At 68.6% G+C, this 17,924-nt stretch carries 16 protein-coding genes; 14 read left to right on the top strand and 2 right to left on the bottom strand.

Features of this window, described 5'->3' with window-relative positions:
• Positions 1-171 precede the first annotated feature (171 nt).
• From ACWCOV_RS26595 to ACWCOV_RS26535, 13 genes are all read left to right on the top strand, one after another.
• Entirely contained in the window at positions 172-1,293 is a 1,122-nt protein-coding gene (locus ACWCOV_RS26595; RefSeq protein WP_449832026.1) for a glycosyltransferase family 4 protein, read from the top strand.
• 250 nt (positions 1,294-1,543) lie between these two features.
• Positions 1,544-2,008 (top strand): hypothetical protein, encoded by a 465-nt coding sequence (locus ACWCOV_RS26590; protein ID WP_449832025.1) that lies wholly within the window; start codon positions 1,544-1,546, stop codon positions 2,006-2,008.
• Between the two features lie 90 nt (positions 2,009-2,098).
• Positions 2,099-2,314, top strand: a complete 216-nt coding sequence (locus ACWCOV_RS26585) for a hypothetical protein (RefSeq protein WP_396357382.1) — start codon at positions 2,099-2,101, stop codon at positions 2,312-2,314.
• A 97-nt stretch (positions 2,315-2,411) separates the two neighbouring features.
• Complete coding sequence (atpB, locus tag ACWCOV_RS26580; RefSeq protein ID WP_449832024.1) at positions 2,412-3,194, top strand: F0F1 ATP synthase subunit A; 783 nt, start codon at positions 2,412-2,414, stop codon at positions 3,192-3,194.
• 86 nt (positions 3,195-3,280) lie between these two features.
• A complete protein-coding gene (gene atpE / locus ACWCOV_RS26575) occupies positions 3,281-3,511 on the top strand; it encodes an ATP synthase F0 subunit C (RefSeq protein ID WP_360534316.1) in 231 nt (76 codons plus the stop codon).
• A 29-nt stretch (positions 3,512-3,540) separates the two neighbouring features.
• Complete coding sequence (locus ACWCOV_RS26570) at positions 3,541-4,113, top strand: F0F1 ATP synthase subunit B (RefSeq protein WP_449832023.1); 573 nt, start codon at positions 3,541-3,543, stop codon at positions 4,111-4,113.
• A complete protein-coding gene (locus ACWCOV_RS26565; RefSeq protein ID WP_449832022.1) occupies positions 4,113-4,910 on the top strand; it encodes a F0F1 ATP synthase subunit delta in 798 nt (265 codons plus the stop codon). Before ACWCOV_RS26570 ends, ACWCOV_RS26565 begins: the two co-directional genes overlap by 1 nt.
• A 93-nt stretch (positions 4,911-5,003) precedes the next feature.
• On the top strand, positions 5,004-6,644 hold the full coding sequence (gene atpA, locus ACWCOV_RS26560) for a F0F1 ATP synthase subunit alpha (protein WP_449832021.1): 1,641 nt from the start codon (positions 5,004-5,006) through the stop codon (positions 6,642-6,644).
• A 6-nt stretch (positions 6,645-6,650) separates the two neighbouring features.
• The gene (locus tag ACWCOV_RS26555) at positions 6,651-7,562 is read left to right on the top strand and encodes a F0F1 ATP synthase subunit gamma (RefSeq protein ID WP_449832020.1); all 912 of its coding nucleotides are present in this window, start codon (positions 6,651-6,653) and stop codon (positions 7,560-7,562) included.
• A 5-nt stretch (positions 7,563-7,567) separates the two neighbouring features.
• On the top strand, positions 7,568-9,022 hold the full coding sequence (gene atpD, locus ACWCOV_RS26550) for a F0F1 ATP synthase subunit beta (RefSeq protein WP_449832019.1): 1,455 nt from the start codon (positions 7,568-7,570) through the stop codon (positions 9,020-9,022).
• Between the two features lies 1 nt (position 9,023).
• On the top strand, positions 9,024-9,428 hold the full coding sequence (locus ACWCOV_RS26545) for a F0F1 ATP synthase subunit epsilon (protein WP_449832018.1): 405 nt from the start codon (positions 9,024-9,026) through the stop codon (positions 9,426-9,428).
• A gap of 106 nt (positions 9,429-9,534) precedes the next feature.
• The gene (locus ACWCOV_RS26540) at positions 9,535-9,966 is read left to right on the top strand and encodes a DUF2550 domain-containing protein (RefSeq protein ID WP_360534330.1); all 432 of its coding nucleotides are present in this window, start codon (positions 9,535-9,537) and stop codon (positions 9,964-9,966) included.
• A gap of 66 nt (positions 9,967-10,032) precedes the next feature.
• Positions 10,033-12,141, top strand: coding sequence for a DUF6351 family protein (locus ACWCOV_RS26535; RefSeq protein ID WP_449832017.1), 2,109 nt, complete (start codon positions 10,033-10,035; stop codon positions 12,139-12,141).
• Here the strand turns inward: ACWCOV_RS26535 and ACWCOV_RS26530 are convergent.
• On the bottom strand, positions 12,125-14,956 hold the full coding sequence (locus ACWCOV_RS26530) for a glycoside hydrolase family 2 TIM barrel-domain containing protein (protein ID WP_449832016.1): 2,832 nt from the start codon (positions 14,954-14,956) through the stop codon (positions 12,125-12,127). The genes ACWCOV_RS26535 and ACWCOV_RS26530 overlap by 17 nt on opposite strands.
• A gap of 32 nt (positions 14,957-14,988) precedes the next feature.
• Here ACWCOV_RS26530 and ACWCOV_RS26525 point away from each other — a divergent pair, with 32 nt between their 5' ends.
• Positions 14,989-15,993 (top strand): sugar-binding transcriptional regulator, encoded by a 1,005-nt coding sequence (locus tag ACWCOV_RS26525; protein WP_449832015.1) that lies wholly within the window; start codon positions 14,989-14,991, stop codon positions 15,991-15,993.
• A 1-nt stretch (position 15,994) separates the two neighbouring features.
• On the opposite strand, the gene ACWCOV_RS26520 is transcribed toward ACWCOV_RS26525, so the two are convergent.
• Positions 15,995-17,770, bottom strand: a complete 1,776-nt coding sequence (locus ACWCOV_RS26520) for a glycoside hydrolase family 127 protein (protein WP_449832014.1) — start codon at positions 17,768-17,770, stop codon at positions 15,995-15,997.
• Positions 17,771-17,924 lie beyond the last annotated feature (154 nt).

Genomic DNA, 17,924 nt, shown 5'->3' with positions numbered 1-17,924 from the left:
GCCGGTAGACGAGAAGCCGGCCGAGGACGACAAACCGGCCGAGGACGAGAAGCCGGTCGACGAGAAGCCGGCCGAGGACGAGAAGCCAACCGATCTGCGGGCTGAGGCGTCCAAGACTGTGGATGGCAAGAACGAGAAGCCGGACGAACCCGATGTGAGGCCTGCGAACTAGTGCGCGAGTACCTGCTGGTTCTGTTCGTGGCGATGGCCACGACGTTCCTGCTGACCGGGGTGGCCCGGCAGATCGCACTGCGGTACGGCGCTGTCGCGAAGGTCCGGGCCCGGGACGTGCACAAGGTCCCGATCCCGTACTTCGGGGGTCTGTCCATCCTCGGCGGCCTGATCGCCGGCTTCGCGGTCGCCTCCAGCCTGCCGTTCCTCGGCGACAGCCTGCAGGTCGCCCACGACGCCCGGGCGATCCTGATCGGCGGCGTGGTGATCTGCGCCGTCGGCGTGGTCGACGACCTGTACGAGCTGGACGCGATCACCAAGCTGGCCGGCGAGGTCCTCGCGGTCGGCGTGATGGTTGTCCAGGGCATCCAGTTGTACTGGCTGCCGCTGCCCGGCGGCGTCGTCTCGCCGCCGCCCGCGCAGCTCGCCGTACTGACGGCCGGCATCCTGCTGGTGTCCTGCAACGCGGTGAACTTCGTCGACGGGCTGGACGGTCTCGCGGCCGGCGTCACCGCGATCGGCGCGACCGCGTTCTTCACCTACTCGTACCTGCTGAACGTCGAGCAGAACCTCGACCGGGCGACCACGTCCACCCTGATCACGGTCGCGCTGGCCGGCGCCTGCCTCGGCTTCCTGCCGCACAACTTCTTCCCGGCCAGGGTCTTCATGGGCGACTCCGGCGCGCTGCTGATCGGCCTGATGCTGGCCGCGTCGACGATCAGCCTGACCGGCCAGATGGACCCGAACGCGGTGCCCTACGAGGTCGGCGGCTCCAGCCTGCTGCCCGCGCTGCTCCCGCTGATCCTCCCGATCGCGGTCCTGGCGATCCCCGCGCTCGACCTGACGATGGCCTACGTCCGCCGTACCAAGGCCGGCCGCTCACCCTTCGCCGCCGACAAGCTCCACCTCCACCACCGCCTCATGCAACGCGGCCATTCGCACCGCCGGGCCGTCCTCCTGATGTACCTCTGGACCGCCCTGATCGCGTACGGCGTCGTCGTGCTGGGCCTCGTGCTGTTCTGGTGGACCGCGCTCATCGTCCTGGCCGTCGCCGTCACCGCCGTCCTCCTCACCACCGGCCTCCCCCGCCGCCGCTCCCGCAAACCCCTCGCCAAGGTCTGAGCCCACCCCCGGACAAGTGGTTGTAGCGCCTGCCGGCCGGGGGCCGGATCGGAAGTCCTGGGACCAGACCACTCGGTCATGTGGCCTGGCGATAGGGTGTGCCTGTACAGCGGCAGGGGACTCGTTTTGCTGACCGTGCAGACTTTGTGCTAGTTTTCACAAGCACCAGCAAAGAAGAGTGACACCCCTGACCCCGCCCACCCGACGACCGAGCCGCGAGACCCGGTCGCCAGCAGGACGGAACCACCAGATGGCTTCCTCGGCCCAGAGTCCGAAAGTCGCCGGCCAGGCAACCAGGCACCCGGCGCTGGCAATGCTGCGTGGCGCTCTGGTCGCCGCGCTCGTCGTCGGCGTGAACGCGGCGGCCGTTTCCACCGTCGCCGCCGGCACCGAGGGCCTGTGGGGCGCGCTGCTGGGGCTGGTGATGGTGGTCGTCTTCTCCGGTGTGGGCCTGCTGGCGCTGCACCTGTCCCGGCGGACCTCCCCGACGACGCAGCTCGCCGTCGCGATGGCGTCGTACACCGGCCGGATCGCGATCTTCGGCGGCCTGCTCGCCCTCGCCCTGAACTCCGAAAGCCTTGCCACGCACGTGAATCTGACCGTGCTCGGCATCAGCGCGCTGGTCGTGGTGATGGGCTGGATGGCCGGGGAGATCTGGGCCTGGTCGCGGCTGCGGATCCCGATCTACGACCTGGACGGGGAAGTGACCGCATGAGCACCCTGGGTAGCGGTTTCCCGCCTGTGGTCCAGGTTACGGGTGCCGATGTGACCGGGTCTGTTGCCTCCTGGTACCTTTCGGGTGCCAATGAGCGAGCATCAGGATCCGAAGCCATCACCCCCGAACGCGGGCGACGGCTGGCGGGTCCTGTCCTACTTGATCGGCGGTGTCGTGGTGTACGGCGGCATCGGGTTCGGGTTGGATCGCCTGCTCGGCACCCAGTTCTTACTTCCGGTGGGCATCGTCCTCGGTGCCGGGCTCACCGTTCTGTTGCTGCACTTCCGGTACGGGTCGCGGTCCTGATCCCTGCCGGGTCTGACGTTGTTGACCGCCATGCCCTGAGCCGCCCTGCCCTTTGCCACAAGGCGTCCGACTTGAGCACGACGCGAGAGGAGACCCGGTGATCGCCGGCGTTTCGACCGAGTTCAACCCACCCGGTCCAGAAGACTTCAACCTTCCGCCCATCTTCTCGGGTGTCGAGTGGTTCACCAAGCCGGTGCTGGTCGCCGGGCTGACGGTCGTGGTGATCGTCTGGTTCTTCTGGGGCGCGTCGCGCAAGGCCGCGGTGGTGCCGAGCAAGCTGCAGTTCGCCGGCGAGCTCGGGTACAACTTCGTCCGCAACTCGATCGCCCGGGACGCCATCGGCAGCGCCGAGTACATGAAGTACGTGCCGTACCTGTGCGGCCTGTTCTTCTTCATCCTGCTGAACAACGTGGCCGCCTCGGTGCCGTTCATCCAGTTCCCGACCTTCAGCCACGTCGGCTGGGCGTACGTCGCGGCCATGATGACCTGGGTGATCTACAACGGCGCGGGCATCCGGAAGCACGGCGTGCTGGGCTACTTCAAGCTGCAGACGATGCCGGCCGGTGTGCCGATGTGGCTGATGCCGCTGATGATCCCGATCGAGTTCATCTCGAACATCCTGGTCCGGCCGATCTCGCTGAGCCTGCGGTTGTTCGCCAACATGTTCGCCGGCCACATCCTGCTGCTGGTGTTCGTGCTCGGCGGCGAGTACATGCTGCTGCACTCCGGCAGCATCCCGCTGGCCGGCGTCGGCGTCATCACCTTGCTGATGGGCTTGGCGATCGCCGGGCTGGAGCTGTTCGTCCAGTGCATCCAGGCCTACATCTTCGTCGTGCTGACCGCGCAGTACATCGGCAGCGCGATCGCCGAAGAGCACTGATCCGCACCATCCGAACGCAGTACCCATAGACCCGTAGTAACGGAAACCCGGATAGCCCCTATCCGTACCGAAAGGAACACACCGCAATGAGCAACATCGCTCTGCAAATCACCGGTGACATCGCTGTCCTGGGCTACGGCCTCGCCGCGATCGGCCCGGGCGTTGGCGTCGGTCTGATCTTCGCCGCCGTGATCAACGGCACGGCGCGGCAGCCCGAGGCTCAGAGCAAGCTGCAGTCGATCGCCTGGATCGGCTTCGGTGTGACCGAGGTTCTGGCGATCATCGGTATCGCCCTCGCCTTCGTCTTCCGCGGCTGACCCGTTCCCCTGACTGACAGGACCCAGACATGACGACGTTAGTGCTCCCGCTCACGGAGGCGGCGGCCGAGGGCCCCAGCCCGCTGATGCCGCACACCGCTGAGATCATCTTCGGCTTCGTCTTCCTGGTCCTGCTGGCCATCGCCTTCGCCAAGGTCGTCGTTCCCAAGTTCGAGAAGGCTTACGCCGAGCGGACGCAGGCGATCGAAGGCGGGATGAACGAGGCCAAGCAGGCCCAGGCCGAGGCGAAGGCCGCCCTGGATAAGTACAACGCGCAGCTGGCGGAGGCCCGCCAGGAGGCTGCGAAGATCCGTGAGGACGCGCGTGAGCAGGGTGCGCAGATCATCGCGGAGATGCGTGAGCAGGCCAACGCCGAGGCCGAGCGCATCGTGACGCACGCCCGGACCCAGATCGACGCCGAGCGGAGCCAGGCGGTCGCCTCGCTGCGCAGCGAGGTCGGCCACATGGCCACCACCCTGGCCGGCCGGATCGTCGGTGAGTCGCTCGAGGACGAGGCGCGTCAGCGTCGCACCGTCGAGCGCTTCCTGGCCGACCTGGAGGCGTCGGAGTCCGCACGTCAGGCCGTCGGAACGGACGGCTGATGCGCGGGGCGTCGAGGGAGTCACTGGTCCGGGCCCGGGAGGCCCAGGCCGGTGTCACCGTCACCGAGGAACTGGGCGCCGAGCTGTTCTCGGTCGCCAAGCTGCTGGACGGCAGCGGTGCGCTCCGGCGCGCGCTGACCGATCCGGCCCGCCCGCAGGCAGCCCGCATCAGCCTGGTCCAGCAGCTGTTCGGCGGCAAGATCTCCGCCCAGGCGCAGGAGATCCTGACCACCGCTGTGGCCGGCCGCTGGGTCAGCGGCCGCGACCTCGGCGACGCGCTCGAGCAGTTGAGCGTCGAGGCCGACGTGGCGTACGCCGACTCCCGGCGCAAGCTGGACGAGATCGAGGACGAGCTGTTCCGGCTGGACCGGGTGGTGTCGGGGGAGCGGACGCTGAGCGAGAAGCTGAGCGACCGGAGCATCCCGGTCAAGCTCCGGCAGGAGTTGATCCGCGGTCTGCTGCAGGGCAAGGCCGACGCGGTCACCGTGCGGCTGGTCGAGCGTGCGGTGGACGGCCGGGGACGCAGCTTTGCGGCCTCCATGCGGGCATACCAGGTCGCCGCGGCGGCCCGGCGCAACGCCAGCATCGCCACCGTGCGGGTGGCCACCGACCTGTCCGAAGCCGACCGCACCCGGCTGAGCGAGGCGCTCGGCCGGCAGTACGGCCGGGACATCCAGCTCAATGTCATCGTCGACCCGAACGTGGTCGGCGGTGTCCGGGTGGACATCGGTGACGAAGTGATCGACGGAACCATCGCGGCCAGGCTCGACGAAGCGCAACGGCGCATCGCGGGCTGACGGCTCTTAACGACATAAACCTTATGGTGCTAAGGGTCGGGAAAGCCTTTAGGGCCACAACAGGCCAGCAAGGTCAAGGAAGCAGGAAACACAATGGCTGAGCTCACGATCAGGCCGGAGGAGATCCGGGACGCCCTGGATCAGTTCGTCAACGAGTACCAACCGGAGGAGACGAGCCGCGAAGAGGTCGGCACCGTCATCGACGCCGGTGACGGGATCGCGCACGTCGAGGGGCTGCCCTCGGCGATGACGAACGAACTGCTCGAGTTCGAGGACGGCACCCAGGGCATCGCGCTGAACCTCGACGTCCGCGACATCGGTGTCGTCGTGCTCGGCGAGTTCGACGGGATCGAGGAGGGCCAGCAGGTCCGCCGGACCGGGCAGGTCCTGTCGGTGCAGGTCGGCGAGGGCTACCTCGGCCGCGTCATCGACCCGATGGGCAAGCCGATCGACGGCCTCGGCGAGATCAAGGACCTCGAGGGCACCCGTGCGCTCGAGCTCCAGGCGGCCGGCGTGATGGACCGCCAGGAGGTCCGCGAGCCGCTGCAGACCGGCATCAAGGCGATCGACGGCATGATCCCGATCGGCCGCGGCCAGCGCCAGCTGATCATCGGCGACCGCAAGACCGGCAAGACCGCGATCGCGATCGACACGATCATCAACCAGAAGGCCAACTGGGAGTCCGGCGACCCGAAGAAGCAGGTCCGCTGCATCTACGTCGCGATCGGCCAGAAGGGCTCGACCATCGCCGCCGTCCGCGGCGCGCTGGAAGAGGCCGGCGCGATGGAGTACACCACCATCGTGGCCTCCCCGGCGTCCGACCCGGCCGGCTTCAAGTACGTCGCGCCGTACACCGGCTCGGCCATCGGCCAGCACTGGATGTACCAGGGCAAGCACGTGCTGATCGTGTTCGACGACCTGAGCAAGCAGGCCGAGGCGTACCGCGCGATGTCGCTGCTGCTGCGCCGCCCGCCGGGCCGCGAGGCGTACCCGGGTGACGTCTTCTACCTGCACAGCCGCCTGCTGGAGCGTTGCGCGAAGCTGTCCGACGAGCTCGGCGGCGGTTCGATGACGGGTCTGCCGGTCATCGAGACGAAGGCGAACGACGTGTCGGCCTTCATCCCGACCAACGTCATCTCGATCACCGACGGCCAGATCTTCCTGCAGTCGGACCTGTTCAACGCCAACATCCGCCCCGCCATCGACGTCGGTATCTCGGTGTCCCGGGTCGGCGGCGCCGCGCAGGTCAAGGGCATGAAGAAGGTCTCCGGCTCGCTGAAGCTGGACCTGGCCCAGTTCCGCGCGATGGAGGCGTTCGCGATGTTCGCCTCCGACCTCGACGCCACCTCGCGCCGCCAGCTCGACCGCGGTCAGCGGCTGGTCGAGCTGCTCCGTCAGCCGCAGTACTCGCCGTACCCGGTGGAGGAGCAGACGGTCTCCATCTGGGCCGGCACGACGGGCAAGTTCGACGACGTCCCGACCAACGACGTGCTCCGCTTCGAGCGTGACTTCCTCGACTACCTGCGGCGGGAGAGCAAGGTGCTCGACTCCGTCCGCGAGTCCGGCCAGTTCGACGACGACGCGGCCGCGGCCGTGACCGAGGCGCTGGACGCGTTCAAGCCGACCTTCCAGACCTCCGACGGCCAGCTGCTGGCCGGCAACGAGGCTCCGGCCGAGGCGATGGCCGAAGAGGACGTCGAGCAGGAGCAGATCGTCCGGCAGAAGCGGGGCTGATCGACCGTGCCAGCCAGTCTGCGGGAGCTTCGCGAGCGTAAGGCCTCGGTCTCGACGATCAAGAAGCTCACCCGCGCGATGGAGCTCATCGCGGCGTCCCGGATCGTCAAGGCGCAGCAACGCGCCCAGGCGGCCGGTCCGTACGCGCGTGAGCTCACCCGTGCCGTGTCGGCGGTGGCGACGTTCTCGAACGTCGACCACCCGCTGACCACCGAGAAGCCGAACCCGCGGCGGGCGGCGGTGCTCCTGATCACCTCCGACCGCGGCCAGGCCGGCGCCTACTCGTCCAACGTGATCCGCGAGGGTGAGCGGCTGAACACGTTGCTGCGCGAGGAAGAGAAAGAGATCGTCCCGTACATCAGCGGCCGCAAGGGCCTGGCGTACTACACCTTCCGGCAGCGCGAGATCGCGCAGTCGTGGACCGGTGACTCCGACAACCCGGGCTTCGCCCGGGCCCGGGAGATCGCCGACGCGCTGATCGAGGCCTTCCTGACCCCGACCGAGGAGGGCGGCGTGGACGAGATCCACATCGTCTTCACCCGGTTCGTGTCGATGCTGACCCAGCGCACGGACGTGATCCGGCTGCTGCCGCTGGAGGTCGTGGAGGGCGAGGAGGCCCCGGCGGCCGACGACGTCCTGCCGCTGTACGAGTTCGAGCCGTCCGCCGAGGACGTGCTGGACGCGCTGCTGCCCAAGTACGTCGCCAGCCGGATCCACTACTGCATGCTGCAGGCGGCGGCCTCCGAGCTGGCCAACCGGCAGCGCGCGATGAAGTCGGCGACGGACAACGCGCAGGACCTGATCGAGAAGCTGACGCGGGACCTGAACCAGGCCCGCCAGGCCCAAATTACCCAGGAAATCAGCGAGATCGTCGGTGGCGCCAGCGCGCTGGCCGACGCGACCGCCGGGAGCGAGTGAGAGAGATGACTGCCACGGTTACCGAGAAGAACAACGAGGCCGGCGCCGCAGGTGTCGGTCGCGTCGCCCGGGTGATCGGCCCGGTCGTCGACGTCGAGTTCGCGGCTGACGCGATGCCCGACATGTACAACGCGCTCGAGGTCGACCTGACCCTGGGCGACGTCACCCAGACCATCACCCTCGAGGTGGCCCTGCACGTCGGTGACAACATCGTCCGGGCCATCTCGATGAAGCCGACCGACGGCCTGGTTCGCGGCGCCGAGGTGCGCGACACCGGCTCCGCGATCTCCGTCCCGGTGGGCGACGTCACCAAGGGCCGGGTCTGGAACGTCACCGGCAAGTGCCTGAACCAGGACGAGTCCGAGTTCGAGATCACCGAGCGCTGGCCGATCCACCGCAAGGCGCCGTCGTTCGACCAGCTCGAGTCGAAGACCGAGATGCTGGAGACCGGCATCAAGGTGCTCGACCTGCTGACGCCGTACGTGCAGGGCGGCAAGATCGGCCTGTTCGGCGGCGCCGGCGTCGGCAAGACCGTCATGATCCAGGAGATGATCTACCGGATCGCCCACAACTTCGGTGGCACCTCGGTGTTCGCCGGCGTGGGGGAGCGGACCCGTGAGGGCAACGACCTCATCAACGAGATGGAAGAGGCCGGCGTCTTCAAGGACACCGCGCTGGTGTTCGGCCAGATGGACGAGCCGCCGGGCACGCGCCTTCGGGTCGCGCTGTCGGCGCTGACGATGGCGGAGTACTTCCGCGACGTCAAGCAGCAGGACGTGCTGCTGTTCATCGACAACATCTTCCGGTTCACCCAGGCCGGTTCCGAGGTCTCCACGCTGCTCGGCCGGATGCCGAGCGCGGTCGGTTACCAGCCGAACCTGGCCGACGAGATGGGTGTGCTGCAGGAGCGGATCACCTCGACCCGGGGTCACTCGATCACCTCGATGCAGGCGATCTACGTGCCCGCGGACGACTACACCGACCCGGCGCCGGCGACCACCTTCGCCCACCTCGACGCGACCACCGAGCTCTCCCGCGACATCGCGTCGCGTGGTCTGTACCCGGCCGTCGACCCGCTGACCTCCACGTCGCGGATCCTCGACCCGCAGTACATCGGCCAGGAGCACTACGACGTGGCCGTCCGGGTGAAGCAGATCCTGCAGAAGAACAAGGAGCTGCAGGACATCATCGCCATCCTGGGTGTCGACGAGCTCTCCGAAGAGGACAAGATCACCGTCGCGCGGGCGCGCCGGATCGAGCAGTTCCTGTCCCAGAACACCTACATGGCGGAGAAGTTCACCAACATCCCGGGCTCCACCGTGCCGCTGAAGGACACCATCGAGTCCTTCAAGAAGATCACCGAAGGCGAGTGCGACCACATCGCCGAGCAGGCGTTCTTCAACGTCGGTTCGCTCGAGGACGTCGAGCGCAAGTGGGCCGAGCTGCAGAAGGACAACTGAGATGGCCGACGATTCTGCCAAGCACCTCGAGGTCGCGCTGGTCGCGGCCGAGCGGACCGTGTGGCAGGGCCAGGCCAAGATCGTCATCGCCCGGACCACGGACGGCGACGTCGGTATCCTGCCCGGCCACGCGCCGCTGCTGGGCCTGCTGCAGGGTGGCACCGTCCAGGTGCGGACCGTCGACGACGAGTACTTCGTCGCGGCCGCGCCGGACGGCTTCATCTCGGTGGCCAACGACCGGGTCTCGATCCTGGCCGAGAACGCCGAGATGGGGCACGACATCGACCTGGAGGAGGCCCGCCGCGACCTCGAGCGGGCTCTGGCCACCGGTAGCGACACCGAGGGCGCCCAGGAAGACGTCCGGCTCGCGGAGGCCAGAGTGCGGGCCGCCGAGAAGGCCGATTGAGTCCACCTGCCATAATCGGACAATCGAATATCGTCACTGACAGTACGGTTCTCCGGGGTGCCCGGGGCAGTACCGAGTTCGGGCACCGGAAATGGGGTCACAAGGTATGCGGATAGTCCTCGATGTCGTCGGGGTCTGTCTGCTTGCCGCCGTACTGCTGGTCATCGCTTTCGCGTGCCGTCGTCGCTGGTTGTCCAGGGACGGCGGCACGTTCGATTGCAGCCTGCAGCTGGCCGAGAAGGAGCACGGCCGCGGCTGGGCCCTCGGCCTGGCCCGGTACGTCGGCGACGACCTGCAGTGGTTTCGCGTCTTCAGCCTCGCCTGGTGGCCGAAGCTCGTCGTCAACCGCCGCCAGCTGGAAGGCGTCACCACCCGGCGACCGATGGGCAACGAGCCCCTCGTGACGTACGCCGGTCACGTCATCGTCGACGCGAAGCTCCACGACCGCACGGTCCACTTCGCGATGACCGAGGAAGCCCTCACCGGCGTCCTGGCGTGGATGGAGTCCGCGCCCCCCTCCAGCCAGACCTACCACTGACACCGGAACCACCCCCGATACCGCTCGCGTCTACGAGGTTGCCGCCCACTGAGCCTTGGAGGACCCGTGTATCGCACCCGACCGGCCGGTCTGATCGCCGGTGCGCTCGCTGTCCTCCTGCTCGTTCCGGCGGTTCCGGCCACTGCAACCCGGCAGCTGACGCTGAAGGTGCTCTCCGGACGCCCGGACAAGGTGACCGGCGGCGACGCGCTCGTGCACGTCGACGTGCCGCGCGGCGCCGACGATGTGCAGGTTACGCTGAACGGTAAGGACGTGACCTCGGCGTTCACCGCCGACGAGCAGGGACTGACCGGTCTGGTCGGCGGCATGCGGCTGGGCTCGAACACCCTTCGGGCCCGAGCGGGCGACGAGCGAACCACCCTTGACGTCCGCAACTACCCGCGGCAAGGGCCGGTGTTTTCCGGTCCACACCAGCAACCGTTCGTCTGCGAGACCACGAAGTTCACGATCCCGGTGATCGGCGGCACGCTGGGCGAGCCGCTCGACGCCGACTGCACGATCAAGCCGCGGGTGGACTACTTCTACCGGACGACCGCGGGCGCGTGGGACAAGTGGCCGGCGGGCGCGACGTCGTACCCGGCCGATCTCGCGCGCACGGACGCGAACGCGCCGTTCATCGTCCGGATGGAGACCGGCAGCGCCAATCGGGCGGTGGTCCAGACCAGTATGCTGCACGACCCGCTACGGGAGCCGAAGCCGCGGCCGACCAGGCGTACGGCGGGCTGGAACGGGCGCGCGATCTTCACCCTCGGCGGCGGCTGCGCGGGCGGGTGGTACCGGTCGGGGAGCACGACCGGCGGCGTGACCGACGCCTTCCTGCTCGGTCGCGGGTACGCGCTGATGTCGTCGTCGCTGAACGTCTTCGGCCAGAACTGCAACGACCTGACCGCGGCCGAGTCGGCGATGATGACGAAGGAGCTCTTCGTCGAGCACTACGGGCGGCCGGAGTACACCGTCGGCTTCGGCTGCTCGGGCGGTTCGTACCAGGCGCACCAGATCACCGACAACTACCCGGACATCTTCGACGGGATCATCGCCGGCTGCTCGTTCCCGGATGTCGGGTTCGGCACGGTGACGTTCATCAGCGACGCGTGGCTGCTGGACTCGTACTTCACCTCCCGGTCGACGGTTGCGTGGACGCAGGAGCAGAAGCGGCAGGTGGCCGGGTTCGCGACGTACGCGACGCTGCCGAGCATGGCGGTCAGCGCCGGGCGGATCGACCCGCGCCGCAACTGCGACATCGTCCCGGCCGCGGAGCGCTATGACCCGGAGACGAACCCGCGCGGGGTGCGGTGCGACGTGTTCGACCACGCGATCAACGCGTACGGCGCCGATCCCGCAACCGGGTTCGCGCGGCGGCCGCTGGACAACGTCGGCGTGCAGTACGGGCTTGGCGTGCTGCGGTCCGGGGTGATCACGGCTGAGCAGTTCCTCGATCTGAACGAGCACGTCGGCGGGTTCGACGCCGACGCGAACCTCGTGCCGGCCCGGACGGTGGCGGATCCGCAGGCAGTGCGGACGGCGTACCGGACCGGGCGGCTGACCAGCGGCGGGGGAGGGCTGGCCGACGTGCCGATCATCGACTACCGCGCGTACTTCGACGACCAGGCCTACGGGGACATCCACGTCCGCTACCACACGTTCTCGATGCGGGCGCGGCTGGAGAAGGCGAACGGGACGTCGGCCAACCAGGTGAGCCTGCTGGAGGACGCACGGTACGGGCTGTTCAGTACGGCGAGCCCGCTGCTGCGGCACGCGGTCGACTCGCTCGACGAGTGGCTGACCACGCTTGCGGCCGACGACTCGTCCCGGCCGCGGCTGGAGAAGATCGTGGCTGCGCGGCCGTCGTCGCTGGGGGAGGGGTGCCGGGGGCCGTCGGGGTTCCTTGCGCAGCCGCTGGATCGGGATCCCGCGTCGCGGTGTGAGCAGTTGTTCCCGTCGGCGTCGTTCCCGCGCGAGGTCGCGGGCGCCGGGGTCGCCGCGGACGTGATCAAGTGCACGCTTCGCACTCCGGAACGCGGCGAGTACCCCGGCTTCACCGACGCCCAGTGGAGCCGGTTGGTGCGGATCTTCCCGGACGGTGTCTGCGACTACTCGAGGCCGGGCGTCGGCCAGCAGCCGCTGGCCGGCACCTGGCTCACGTTCCCAAACTGAACCGGAAGCGGTGGGCTCTGGGCTGGAGGTCGTGCGGCGGGAGGATCGGTGCGCCACTCGTCGGACTGCCTAGCCCGTGCTGCAGCGCGTCCAGGGTCACCCACACGCGATCGCCGGGCACGAGGTCTTCGAGGTGGCCGGCCGCGGCCAGGTCGGCCGTGGTCCAGCGCCGTACCGTCAACCCCAGGTGCGGGTCTCCGCTCAGCCTCAGCCTGCCCGCCGTCCCTGACAACTCGGCCCATCGCACGTCGGCCCGGGCCCCGTTCTCCTGCGGGTAGATGAACGGCACCTGTAGCTCTTCGATGGTCGCCGAGTACCGCCCGACCCGAGCCGCGGCCCGGGCATCCGGATATCCCTGCCCCGGCCCCAACCCGAACCAAGTCATTTCGTTGAACCCCGCCGGCAACCCCAACGTCACTCCCACCCGAGCCCAAGGCACCTCCCACTCACCCACCGGCTCCACCTCAACCTCAGCCATCAACCGCCCACCGTCAGATGTCCACCGGTAGGTCGTCAGCACCCGAGCATCAGTAGCCGCGGCCCCCACCATCGTCCGCACCACCAGCTCATCCCCGTCGGCCTCCACCGACACCGTCCGATAGCGCAGTCGATGCAGCCCGGCCTTCGCCCACCGAGCCTTCCGATCCAACGTCGTCGCATCCCAGGTCCGCCCATCATGCTGAGTAGGCGCCCGCCACAACTCCAACGGCACCTGCACCAGCTCCCACCCGTGGAATTTGGTGAGCCGTCCCGTGTGTGGATCGAAGGTGGCTGGTCCGAGGTGATGGCGTGCAGTTGGTTGGACCAGTCGGCGCGGGGCGACCAGGGCGGTCGGGGTGAGCTGGGTTTGGGTGAAGGCCACTTCGTGGCCGGCCTGGGCCCACGGGGTGTCAGCGCGGAGTACTGCTCGGACCGTCAGCCAGCGTTCGTGGTTCTGGGGGTGTGCGGGCCAGGTGGGCAGGTCGATGGTTGCTTCGCCGCCTGAGGCGATCACCGGCAGGTCCAGGGTGCCGCGGGCGACTGGCTCACCGTCGTCGGTCAGCTCACAGAGCAGCGACAGGTGGCTGGTGTCCAGGACGTCGTACCTGTTGGTGATGCGGAGTACGCCGGACTCGACCTGAAGGTGGAGGGGTTCGAAGGCTTTGCGGGCCTCGAGCAGGGCAGGTTTGGGGGTCAGGTCGGGGAAGACGAGGCCGTCCAGGACGTAGTTGCCGTCGTGGAGCTCTTCGCCGAAGTCGCCGCCGTACGCGTAGCTCCCGTCGGGACGCAGGATGCCGTGGTCCATCCACTCCCAGAGGAAGCCGCCCTGGCAGCGTTCGTAGCGGTGGAAGAGCTCCTCGTACTCCGGCATCCCGCCGGGACCGTTGCCCCCGGCATGGGAGTACTCGCACAGGACGAACGGCATCGCCCGCCGCCGCGCGTCCAGCCGCGGATCCTCCAGCGGCTTCTCGGCCCGTTTCCCGATCGCCTCGACCTCCGCGTGCGAGGCGTACATCCGGCTGTAGACATCGACGTCGGCACACGTCAGATCACCCTCGTAGTGCACCGGCCGCGACGGGTCCCGGTCCCGCGTCCACGACGCCATCGCGGTCAGGTTCCGCCCGACGCCGGCCTCGTTCCCGAGCGACCACATGATCACGGACGGGTGGTTCTTGTCCCGCTCCACCAGCCGCCGCATCCGGTCCACCGACGCAGCCTCGAACCGAGGATCGTCGGCCGGATTCCCCCGCCAGCCCAGCAGGAAGAACCCGTGCGTCTCGTAGTCGCACTCGTCCATCACCCAGAACCCGAGCTCGTCGCACAGCTCCAGCAACCGCGTGTCCGGCGGGTAGTGACTCGTCCGGATCGCGTTGATGTTGTGCTGCTTCATCACCAGCAGCTCCTGCCGCAACCGATGCTCCGGTACGACGCGACCCAGCACGGGATCGTGCTCGTGCCGATTCACCCCGTGGAACAGCACCCGCCGCCCGTTGACCGTCAGCACCCCGTCCACGATCGCCACCGTCCGGAACCCGATCCGCAGCGAGACCGTCTCGTCCGGAGTCTCGACCACCGCGTCGTACAACCGCGGCACCTCCGCCGACCACGGCTCCACGTCAGCCACCGGCACCGACGTACCAGCAGCGAACTCGAGCCCCAGCTCCGGCACCCGCAGCACCGCACCCGGCACCGACTCGACCAGCAACGTCCCCGAGCCGGTCCGGTGGTCGTAGTCCGCGTGCACGAACACGTCAGTCACCGACCGACGCGCCAGCAGCGTCACATCCCGGAAGATCCCGGGCAGCCACCACATGTCCTGGTCCTCGAGGTAGCTTCCCGACGACCACTGATGCACCCGCACGGCCAGCACGTTCCGCCCCGCACGCAGCACCGAGCTGACGTCGAACTCGCTCGGCAGCCGGCTCCCACGCGTCACCCCGAGCACCACGTCGTTCAGCCACACCCGCGCACACGAGTCGACCCCGTCGAAACGCAGTACCGCCGGTCCGTCCCACGGCGCGTCGAACTCCAGCCGGTAGTCCCCGGTCCCGTTCTCGTCCGGCACGTACGGCGGATCGACCGGGAACGGGTACGGCTGGTTGGTGTAGATCGGCCGCCCGTACCCGTGCATCGGCCAGCTCGACGGCACCGGGATCGAGTCCCACGCCGAGTCGTCGAAGTCCGTTCGCTCAAACCCTTGTACGGCCTCCGCGACAGACTCCGCGTAGTGGAACCGCCAGCTCCCGTTCAGGCTGATCGAGGGTACGTCGGAACGCACAGCAGCCCGCGGCGGCAGCACGCCGTACCCGGGCCCGGGGTCTTCGTAGTACGTCATTACATCCTTCCGATGCGGTTAGCATGCTGGGCATGACGACGGCGAGTGCGGGACAGGGGCCGCGACCGGTCGGCCGGCGGCAGCCGTCGGCGGATCACCTGCGGCTGCTCACCAAGGTCGCGAAGCTTTACCACGAGCAGGGCGTCCGCCAGCCGCAGATCGCCGCGCAGCTGCACATCTCCCAGCCGCGGGTGTCCCGGTTGCTGAAGCAAGCCGTGGTGGCGGGCATCGTGCGTACGGTCGTCATCCCGCCGGGCGGCGTGCACACCGAGCTGGAGGACGCGGTCGAGCAGCGGTACGGACTGCGCGAGGTGATCGTGGTCGACGCCAGCGGAGAGGACGACGCGCACATCATCCCGGCGCTGGGCGCGGCCGCCGCGGTGTACCTGGAGACCACGCTCACCGGCGGTGACCGGATCGGCATCTCGTCGTGGAGCTCCACGCTGCTCGCGACTGTCGAGTCGATGACACCGCGGCCGACCCAGGTGGCCGAGGAGGTCGTGCAGGTGCTGGGCGGCGTCGGCAACCCGGCCGCCCAGGCGCGCGCCGCTCGGCTGATCGGCCGGCTCGCGGACCTCACCGGCGCCGCGCCTGTGCTGCTGCCGGTGCCTGGCCTGGTCGGCAGCGTCAGTGCGAGGCGAACGCTGGTGAAGGACCCGGTGGTCAGCGAGGTGATGGCGGCCTGGTCCCGGCTGACCTTGCTGCTGGTCGGGATCGGCAGCCTGGAGCCGTCGCCACTGCTCAGGGAGAGCGGCAATGCGATGACCCCCGAGGAGCAAGAGGTGCTCCAGGACCAGGGCGCTGTCGGAGACATCTGCCTGCGGTTCTTCGACGACGAGGGCAAGCCGATCCGGTCCGAGTTCGACCAGCGCGTGCTCGGCCTGTCGGCGGCTCAGGTGCGCAGTGACGACGTCCGCAGCGTCGGCGTCGCGGGCGGCATGCGCAAGTACGCCGCCATCCGCGCCGCCCTCCTCGGACACTGGGTCGACGTCCTCATCACCGACCGCACGGTCGCCGAGCGCCTGGCCGCGGACTGACCTAGCGGGCATCGATCCACACGGTCATCGGACCGACGTCCCGGTTCGCCCACGCGTAGTACGGGATCGCGGTCAACGTCTGCCCGTCGCGCGCCGGCACCTCGACGGTGGTCACCCCACCGAGCAGCTCCGGCCGCTCCTGCTCGACCAGCTCCCCACCCAGCACAGCCGTCTCATCCAGTACGACGTCCTGGTCGAGCTGCTCGAAGCAGTACACCAACGGCCCCCGCTCGATCGCCACACAACCCCGCACCGAGTCGATCCGATCGTCCGGCACCGTACGGCGAGCCCGCACCGGCAGCTCGAGCACCACCTGATCGCCAACAGCCCACCGCCGTCGCAACGGTCCTTCAGCACCGTTCACCGTGATCACGGCACCCTCAGCCCACGCCGGAATCCGCAGACCCAGCGTCCACGGCTCCTCGGGTGACTCGGTCATCCGCACAGTCACCCTGCCGTGCCACGGATACTGCGTCTCCACCTCGAACCCGACCCTGCCGGCAGGCAACTCCGCGCGCACCGACGCCGGCGCGTACAGCTGCACCTGAACCCCGTCGTCGTCCGACGTCGCGACCAGCTGATCGAGCGAGGAGAGTGTCCGCATCACGTTCGGCGGGCAGCACGCAGTACCGAACCAAGGCTGCCGACCGGCCACCGCGGACCGCTGGTCGTCGGCGAACGCGTGCTGGCGGACCTTCAACGTGTTCACGTAGAAGAACTCGCCGCCGCTCAACGAGACGCCGGAGATCACCGCGTTGTAGAGCGTCCGCTCGATCAGGTCGGCGTACTTGCTCTCACCCGTCGCGAGCAGCAGCCGCCAGCTCCACTGCACACTGGCGATCGCCGCGCACGTCTCGCAGTACGCCGCATCCGGCGGCAACTCGAACGGGTCGCCGAACGCCTCGCCGTACCAACGCGACCCGGCGCCGCCGGTCAGGTACAGCTGACTCTCGACCATCGTCTCCCAGGACGCCTGCAGTGCCTCCAGCAGCTCGCCGTCCCCGGTCTCGACCGCGACATCGGTGGCACCGGCGGCGAGGTACAACGCCCGCACCGCGTGACCGGCCAGCGTCCGCACTTCCCGCACGGGGAGGTGGTCCTGGAAGTACGCCGGCCCGTGGTGACCCGGCGGCTGCAGTAACCCATGACCTCGGGCCTCGACGAAGTACGACGCGAGCTCGAGGTACGACGCTGTGCCGGTCTCCTGGTAGAGCTCGACCAGCGCCATCTCGATCAGCGGATGACCGTCGATGCCTTCGAGCCGCCCGGGCCCGAAGGTCTTGCAGAGCAGGTCGGCGAACCGGGTGGCGACCTCCAGCAAGGTGCGATTCCCGGTCGCGCGCGACTGCGCGACGGCCGCCTGCAGCAGATGGCCCGCGCAGTACAGCTCGTGACCCTTCTCCAGGTCGCCGAACCGTTCACCGCCGAGGGCCAGACGCACGTAGCTGTTGAGGTACCCGTCCGGCTCCTGTGCCGCCGCGACCAACGCACTCGCGGCCGTCTGCCAGTTGGTGAGCTCGGTCGACGGGAGACGTGTCTGCTCCCACGCGACCGCCTCGAGCCACTTGTAGACGTCGGTGTCGGCGAACAGCTTCCCCGCGAACCCGTCACCGACCGGCTCATGCCCGGCGGCTCGTCGCAGGTTCCGCAAGGTTCCCGCTTCTTCCAACCGCGTGGCAGCAGCCGGGATCGTCGAGTTCCGGTTGATTTCCTGGCGTTCCCGCCAGAACCCGCCGGTGATCCGCGCGTCCCCGAGGGACAGTGCTCGAAGGGGCATGGCCGACAGCCAACCACTGCGGACGAGTTGCAGGCAAGACTTCAGTGCAAACGATTGCCGCCACGGAAGTCTCTGACTGCAAACGATTGCGGAAACCGGGTGTCATGCTCTTGACATCGCCTCGTAACCTCCGTGACCATGAGGCCGTCGTTCC

The organism is Kribbella sp. NPDC002412 (assembly GCF_053592935.1).
This window is presented reverse-complemented; position numbering and strand designations above follow the sequence as displayed.